This is a genomic window from Nocardiopsis alkaliphila YIM 80379, from assembly GCF_000341005.1.
In the GTDB taxonomy this organism is placed as follows: Bacteria; Actinomycetota; Actinomycetes; order Streptosporangiales; family Streptosporangiaceae; genus Nocardiopsis; species Nocardiopsis alkaliphila.
Genome location: NZ_ANBD01000112.1, coordinates 22,075 through 29,419, shown reverse-complemented (window position 1 = coordinate 29,419; position 7,345 = coordinate 22,075). Strand labels below are relative to the sequence as shown.

Annotated in this window: 8 protein-coding genes; 7 read left to right on the top strand and 1 reads right to left on the bottom strand. The window is 67.4% G+C overall.

The window, feature by feature from the left end; all coding sequences use genetic code 11:
- The 3 genes from D472_RS0116365 to D472_RS0116355 all read left to right on the top strand — a co-directional run.
- The coding region (locus tag D472_RS0116365; RefSeq protein WP_017605557.1) for a helix-turn-helix domain-containing protein at positions 1–489 on the top strand (489 nt) is incomplete at its 5' end.
- A gap of 228 nt (positions 490–717) precedes the next feature.
- Complete coding sequence (locus D472_RS0116360) at positions 718–1,398, top strand: hypothetical protein (RefSeq protein WP_017605556.1); 681 nt, start codon at positions 718–720, stop codon at positions 1,396–1,398.
- A 65-nt stretch (positions 1,399–1,463) separates the two neighbouring features.
- Positions 1,464–2,561 (top strand): helix-turn-helix domain-containing protein, encoded by a 1,098-nt coding sequence (locus D472_RS0116355; RefSeq protein WP_017605555.1) that lies wholly within the window; start codon positions 1,464–1,466, stop codon positions 2,559–2,561.
- A gap of 169 nt (positions 2,562–2,730) precedes the next feature.
- On the opposite strand, the gene D472_RS0116350 is transcribed toward D472_RS0116355, so the two are convergent.
- Complete coding sequence (locus D472_RS0116350; RefSeq protein WP_017605554.1) at positions 2,731–3,291, bottom strand: maltokinase N-terminal cap-like domain-containing protein; 561 nt, start codon at positions 3,289–3,291, stop codon at positions 2,731–2,733.
- Between the two features lie 101 nt (positions 3,292–3,392).
- Here D472_RS0116350 and D472_RS0116345 point away from each other — a divergent pair, with 101 nt between their 5' ends.
- From D472_RS0116345 to D472_RS0116330, 4 genes are all read left to right on the top strand, one after another.
- Positions 3,393–4,727, top strand: coding sequence for an MFS transporter (locus D472_RS0116345; RefSeq protein ID WP_017605553.1), 1,335 nt, complete (start codon positions 3,393–3,395; stop codon positions 4,725–4,727).
- A 268-nt stretch (positions 4,728–4,995) separates the two neighbouring features.
- On the top strand, positions 4,996–5,718 hold the full coding sequence (locus D472_RS0116340) for a class I SAM-dependent methyltransferase (protein WP_017605552.1): 723 nt from the start codon (positions 4,996–4,998) through the stop codon (positions 5,716–5,718).
- 178 nt (positions 5,719–5,896) lie between these two features.
- Positions 5,897–6,847, top strand: a complete 951-nt coding sequence (locus tag D472_RS0116335) for a hypothetical protein (RefSeq protein ID WP_017605551.1) — start codon at positions 5,897–5,899, stop codon at positions 6,845–6,847.
- 78 nt (positions 6,848–6,925) lie between these two features.
- A complete protein-coding gene (locus D472_RS0116330) occupies positions 6,926–7,306 on the top strand; it encodes a VOC family protein (protein WP_026117755.1) in 381 nt (126 codons plus the stop codon).
- The last annotated feature ends 39 nt before the right edge of the window (positions 7,307–7,345 follow it).

Sequence of the window (7,345 nt, the reverse complement as noted above, 5' to 3'; positions counted from 1 at the left end):
GCCCCCCGCCTGACCGGGCCGGGGGTGGGGGCCGTGCGGCACGAACTGTCGGCGCTGGCCGCAGGTCGGGCCGATCCGACCCGGCTGGATCAGACGCTGGAGACGATCACCACGCTCATCCGTGACACTCCCCCGGTCCGTGCCGAGCGCGGCCAGGCCGGGGACGAACTCCTGGCGCGCGCCAAGGAGATCATCGATCACCGGCTCGCCGACCCGAATCTGGACCCTGCCTACGTCGCCGCGGTCGTGGGGGTTTCCCGTCGCCGCCTGTACACCCTGTTCTCCGAACGGGTCGGCCCGGTCGCCGCCTACATCCGGACGCGACGACTGGAGCACGCTCGCCGGCTGCTGTCGAGCACCGCCGGAGTGAGCGTCACCGAGGTGGCCCTCGAGTGCGGTTTCACCGACCCGGCCCATTTCAGTCGGTTGTTCCACCAGGCCTACGGGGACTCCCCTACGCGTTATCGGATGCGTGTGGGACATCGGTAGCGCGTGCATCGAATTCGCGAACGCTTTCAACTCCCACCTTTCCAACGTAGATCCGACATACCACCCAAGAGGGATGACAACGCCCTCACTGATGCACCGTCCGTGGATTGTCCGTGGCGCGGCGCAACATGGAGTCGACCGGGCTTCGCCCGACACCACCCGACTTGAAGAAATTCGACCACGATCGAGGTAGCATTTCTTCAACTCGACGGCTTCCAGAGGTGTCTCTTGCTCATCGCCGCACATGATCTACCCGAACGCGACCGTCACCTGGACCAGCTGGGGACCTCATGGTCGATCCTGGAAAGGGCCATCCGCCGAGGCGAGGCCGGATGGCGCAACGTCACCAAGGACCACGGCGAGGACGCCCCGGCCCAGTACGCGTATCGGGAACGGCTCGCCGCCCTGCGCTCAGGACAGAAGGTCCACCACGGCTGGAACAACGCCCGTCTGCTCCAGATCGAGCTCACGATCAATCCCGAGCGGACCATCGCCATCCAGACCCTGACCGGAAATCACCGCACCGGTGTCCCGGACGCGACGCCCAGGACCAGGAACCCTCGCGGACCCAACGGACGGCTACTGCTCTCCCATGGGGAGGAGCACGAGCAACCATCGCTGTTCCCCGAACTGGTGCCGCATCCGGCCGCCGCCCCCGACACCGAGGAGTTGAGCGACCTCGCGGACGTGATGGTGTGGATCCTTCTGGTGCATCGCGAGGCGAACGGCCAAGACGGTACTGTTCTCTGGCAGAGTGAGCTCTCCCTCCCCCATCCTCCGGACACCAGAGGCCACATCACCGGTTGGCACCAACGCATCACCCTTCCTCCGGTGACGTTCGGCCCCGTGATCCTCCCGAGCGACGAGGAGGGACCGGAGGACATCGACATCCAGGTCGATGTCCGCTGACAACGACCAGGCCCGTGGCGGCATCCGCCCACCGGGCCACGAGCGACGACAGGGCAGTACGAACGATGGTCACGCCGTCACGCATCCGCCTGGCACGGGAGCGCAGGGCGCTCACCCTGGCACGGTTGGCGCGCATGGCCGGGATATCCCAACAGAGCCTGTCGAACTACGAGAACGCGCACGTCACACCCACCCAGGAGACCCTGCACAGGATCGCCGGCGCCCTGAACTTTCCTCCCGCCTTCTTCACCTGTGAGGAGGTCGACGAGGTGCCTTCCGAAGCGGTGGCGTTCCGGGCCCGGACCAAGACCTCGATGCGTAAGCAAAAGGCCGTCAGGTCCCAGGCGGCCCTGGCCGTGGAGTTCAACGACTGGCTCGGCGCCCACTTCGCCCTGCCCGAGGCCTCGGTGCCCACCTACGGCAAGCCCTCACCCGAATCCGCCGCGGAGATGGTGCGCTCCCTGTGGACGCTCGGTGAGACCGCGACCCCGAACATGGTGCACCTGTTGGAGGCCCACGGCGTTCGGGTCTTCTCCCTGGACAACGAACACCAGGAGGTCGACGCCTTCAGTTTCTGGCGTGACGCGGTGCCCTACGTGTTCCTCAACACCGCCAAGAGCGGGGAGCGTGGACGTTTCGACGCCGCGCACGAGCTCGGTCACCTGGTCATGCACGGCCACGATCGCCCCCTGAGCGGCCCGGAGGCCGAACGGGAGGCCAACCGGTTCGCCGGTGCCTTCCTGATGCCACGCGCCGACGTGGTGGCACGTATGCCCGCCGGCGCCCAAGTGGATCAGATCCTCAAGGCCAAGAGCATCTGGCGGGTGTCGGCGATGGCCCTGACCCACCGGTTGCACGAAGTGGACCTGCTCACCGACTGGCAATACCGGGCCACGTGCCGACGGCTGGCCGAGATGGGATACCGTTCCGCCGAGCCCGACGGTATCCGTCGGGAGACCTCTCAGATCCTGCCAAAGGTCTTCACACTGTTGCGTCAACGCGGTCACACTCCGAGCAGGGTGGCCCACGAGTTGTGTCTTCCGCTCTCGGAACTCAACTCCCTGATGTTCGGCCTGTCCTTCACCGCTCAGAACGGCTCGGGCCAGGCAGAGGCCGGTCGCTGGGAACGGCCGGCGCTCCGAGTGGTGCCCGACCCCCGCTGAGCGTCCTCGCGGCCCAACCCTGGTCGAGTGCGTGGACCGGACACGGCCGGGTGAGGGGAATCACCTGGTCGTCGGTGACCAGTCCCTGAGCGCGTTGGAACGCCCCGACCTCGTTGATCGAGACCGGGCGGCCCCGGTCTGGTCACCAAGGGAGCCGCCCGCAAGGGTCTCAGGTCAGCGCCGCGACCACCATCTCCTGGTCCTCCCAACGGGCACGCAGCCGCCGTTTCCCCTGAGGCTCCTCGTCCAAGACATGCGGAAGCAGCAACCGGCCGCCTTCGGTCGAGCCATCGCCGTCCTCGGCACCGGATTCGGTGGAGATCAATACTTGTTGCGGCCTTTTCCCCAGGAACATGCCGGCCTCCCAGATCTCCAGTTCGGCCTGTTGCTGTTCACCGGTCAGGGCTCGCCGGAAACAGGCCAGGGCCACCTCGTCCTCGGTTCCGTCATAGGCCCAGCGGGGTCCCAGGACGGAGTGTTCCAAGGTGCCGACGAGGTGTTCCTCGTGGCCGGGAAGGGGAGCGCTCCTATAGGTCAGCGGGACGTGGAGCAACTTGTCCCCACGGCGGAGCAGGAACACCTCCACCCCCACCTGTCCCTCGGGGTCGTCGAACCTGTACGCGCCCAGGATCTGGTCGGTCCCTTCCCCCGCCCAGGACCGGCCGTCCAGCCAGGTCCCGAGCAGAGTCGGTTTGTCGGGTGTGAGGGTCGCGTTGTAGATGATGGCCATGGGAACCAGTATCCGCCCCCGTGCTCCAAAGCGACAAGGACCACCCGACACGACGGGGCGCGCGCCCGCCACACGACGCTTCGGCCCTCTAGCTTGAGACCATGGATCCGACCGAGAGAATCTACTCCGCACTGGTCAGGCGCAACCGGGAGGTGGAGGCGGAGCAGCCCGCCCAGGTCCGAGAGAACGTCGCGTACAACGGTCTACGCCTGGTCTCGGCCAGTGCTCTGCAGTCCTCCGGTGACCAGGCGGTCAACGCCTCGACCGTTCTGCCGTGGTTGTTCCACGCCCTGGGTGTGCCCGCCGCCTTGGTCGGGTTGCTCGTCCCCATCCGTGAGTCCGGGTCGATGTTGCCACAGGCGCTGCTGACCCCGTTGATTCTGCGGGCCCGGTATCGCAAGTGGGTCTTCGTCTGCGGAGCCGCCGTCCAGTCGCTGGCGGTGGCGGTGATGGCGGCTACGGCGGCACTCGGCCACGGGCTCACCGCCGGTGTGGTCATCGTGGTGGCCCTGGCGGTGTTCTCACTGGGCCGGTGCCTGTGCTCGGTCTCCTCCAAGGACGTGCAGGGCCGTACCGTGCCCGGTGGGCAACGGGGTCAGATCAACGGATTGGCCACCACCGCGGCCGGCGTCGTGGCCATCACCCTGGGGCTGGGGATCCGCCTGTTCGGCGGCCAGGACCTGGCCGCCGGTCAACTCGCCTGGGTGTTGGGCGGCGGCGCCGTGCTGTGGGTCGGTGTCGCGCTGATCTACGCCACGGTCCGGGAGACGGCCGACGAAGATGCCTCCTCAGGTCCCTCCGGCGACGAACCCGCGCGGTGGAACGAGTGGTTCCTCCAGACCTGGCGGCTCCTGCGCGAGGACCGTTCCTTTCGCCACTTCGTCTCCGTGCGCGGTCTCCTCTTGGTATCGGCGCTGAGCCCGCCCTTCGTGGTCACCCTGGCCACCGGGTCGGGGACCACCGGCCTGGCGGGGCTGGGCGGGTACGTCATCGCCTCCGGGGTGGCCGCGATGGTGGGCGGGCGCATCTTCGGCCGACTCGCCGACCGGTCGAGCCGCAGGCTGATGGCGTTCGGGGCCGCGGCCGCCTCGGCCATCATCCTGGTGTTGGTGCTGGTCGTGTCCCTGCCCGGTTTCACCGGTGAGACCGCGTGGGGTTCCGCTTTGTTCGTCCTGTGCTACTTCTTACTGACCCTGACGCACACCGGCGTGCGGGTGGGGCGCAAGACCTACGTCGTCGACATGGCCGAGGGGGACCGACGCACCACCTACGTGGCGGTGTCGAATTCGGCGATGGGGCTCATCCTGCTCGTGGTCGGCGGCGTCAGTTCGTTGCTGGCGCTCGTGGGCGTGGTGTGGGCACTGCTCTTCCTGGCCCTCCTGGGGCTTCTCGGCGTGGTGGCCGGCGGCAGACTGCCCGAGGTCTCCCGAGGGTGAAGGCGACCAGGAGTGGAGTGGCCGCCCGTGGCCGCCTCCATGGGCGGCCCCGCCCCAACGCCCCCTTGCGCATCGCGGTGGAAACGACGCACATGGTTCGGGTGAACACCGTTCACGATGGAGGACTCGTTTGCAGAACCCTCCCCTCACGCCAAGGCCCGCCCCCTCGAAGACTCCTTGGGGACGCGCCCCCGAACCGCTACCGTCGGTCCGGACCACGTCTCCAGCCCGGGACGTAGGACCGCCCCCACCAGACGATGAGGCCCGCGTGAGAGCGACCGATTACGACGACTTCGCCGAGTCATACTCGGCCGACAACGAAGCCAACCTTTTGAACCACCACTACGAACGTCCCGCGATGCTGGCTCTGGCCGGCCAGGTCCACGGCCACCGGGTACTCGACGCCGGCTGTGGCTCCGGCCCACTGTTCGCGGCGCTCCAAGAGCGAGGCGCCACGGTGACCGGGATCGACTCCAGCGCGGAAATGATCGCCCTGGCCAGGGAACGACTCGGGCGCAACGCCGATCTGCGCGTCCTCGACCTCGGTGAGAGACTCCCGTTCGCCGACGGGGAGTTCGACGACGTCGTGTCATCGCTCGCGCTGCACTACCTCCAGGACTGGGAGGGGCCACTTCGCGAGTTGCGTCGGGTGCTCAAGCACGGTGGCCGCCTGATCGTGTCGGTCAACCACCCCACGACCCACAAACTGGCCAACCCCGACGCCGACTACTTCGCCATCGCCCCATGGTCGCAGGAGTTCGACTTCCAACGGAAAAAAGCCGTCCTGACGTTCTGGCACCGGCCCCTGCACGCGATGGTCGCCTCCTTCACCGAGGCCGGTTTCCGTATCGCGACCATCGACGAACCCCCCGTCGCGGCCGATACCCCACCGGAGCTGTTGCCCCCGCACCTGAACGGACGCACCCGGTTCCTCGGTTTCCTCTTCTTCGTCCTGGTCGCCGACCGGGTGCCGGTCTCGGCTCCTTCCTGAATCGCGGCGGCCCACCTTCGCAGGTGGGCCGCCCTCGGTGTCTTCATAGGTCCTCGTCGGCCCCGCCCCATGGTCGCGAAAAAGGGGAGACACCGCATCGGCGTGTTCGTGGTCTACCCGGACCTGAACGGGTAGGCAGGGAAGTCGATGGAAGACCCCGAGGAAGGGACCAGGACTCTTGTCCGACTGGAAACCGGTCACGTCCAGGAACACGGCCGACGTGGGCGCCGTCTGGTACTCACCCTCCCAAGGCCTCTACAAGCGGACCGGTGGCCCCGAGGTGGAAACGGAAGGCCATCACCAGCGCCTGCTGGCCGATCTCGGCTTTCCGGTCCCCCGCCCCGACGAGGTCGGGTTCGCCGAGGAAGAGCACTACTTCACCGAACCCGAGGTCGGTGCGCGCAGTCTCCACGAACTGGCGGTGGAGCAGGCCGCGAAGGGGGACGGCAGGGTCCAGGACACGCTCATCGACACCGCCGTGCGGATCTCCTCCACGTTGTTGCGCGCCCAGGCCGCCCACCCGTTCGAGAACACGAAGGCGGGGACACGAGAGTGGCTGTGGCGGGCCGGGTTCGTCGACGAGGTCTTCTCACAGAACCCGGACCTGGACACCGAGGAGGTTCGAGGGCTCCTGGACTCCGCCGTCGAACGGCTCCACCGGCTCCCCCTGTGCCACGGTCACTTGGACTACGGGTTGCCCAACGCCTTTCCCGACTCCGTGATCGACTGGCAACACCACGCCTTGGCGCCCCTGGGTTCGGACGTGTGCGCCATGCTCGACATCGCCGCCTTCAAGGGCGGGAAGATGGGTTACGCCTTCACCCCCGAGCAGCGCTCCCATTACCTCAAGGCCATGGACGAGGTGGCCCAGGAGTGCGTGGGCATGGACCTGAGCCCCTACCAGGGCGACTTTCTGCTGGCCAAGTGCTTCTTCTTCCTCTCCCGTACCCGACCGGAATCCGGATCCGGGCCCGCCCAGCACCGCAAGTGGCGCTACCGCCGCACGCTCTTCGAGCTGGCCATCGGCCAATACGCCGCCACTCGCGAGATCGATACCGCCGTCTTCCCCTCCCTGGCCGAGTTCGACCGCTCCTCGAAGGAGGGGACCTCGGAGCGACCAGGGGAGTGAAAACCCCTCGCAGCCGCCTACTGCACCCGCTATCGTCACGGAAGTCCTCTTCCTGCGATGAAAGGCCGGTTCTCGTCCATGGCGTGTCGAATCAGCGAACTCGTACTCGGTTGTCGCGACCCCGAGGCGCTGTCGCGGTTCTGGTGTGAGGTCTTGGACTTCGTCGTGCTCGACCGGATGGACGACGGCTCACTGGAGATCGGGCCACGCGAAGGGTTCGGGGGTCCGCAACCGACAATCATCCTCAGCTACCGGGAGCAGCCGGAGCCGGGCAAGTCCCGGCTGCACATCGACGTCAACGCCACCGACCGTGATCAGGACGCCGAACTCGAACGTCTGTTGAGGCTGGGTGCGCGCCCGGCCGAGATCGGCCAGACGGGGCAGGAGCAGTGGCACGTCCTGGCCGACCCCGAGGGCAATGAGTTCTGCCTGCTCAAGGCCCGCCTGGATCCGCTCTGATCCACGCCCGTGGAACATGGTCCGGGCCCGGGGGAATCG

Coding starts and splice junctions, on each gene's coding strand:
- D472_RS0116355 (WP_017605555.1), top strand. CDS start 1,464: ATGGTCACGCCGTCACGCATCCGCCTGGCACGGGAGCGCAGGGCGCTC.
- D472_RS0116350 (WP_017605554.1), bottom strand. CDS start 3,291: ATGGCCATCATCTACAACGCGACCCTCACACCCGACAAACCGACTCTG.
- D472_RS0116345 (WP_017605553.1), top strand. CDS start 3,393: ATGGATCCGACCGAGAGAATCTACTCCGCACTGGTCAGGCGCAACCGG.
- D472_RS0116330 (WP_026117755.1), top strand. CDS start 6,926: ATGGCGTGTCGAATCAGCGAACTCGTACTCGGTTGTCGCGACCCCGAG.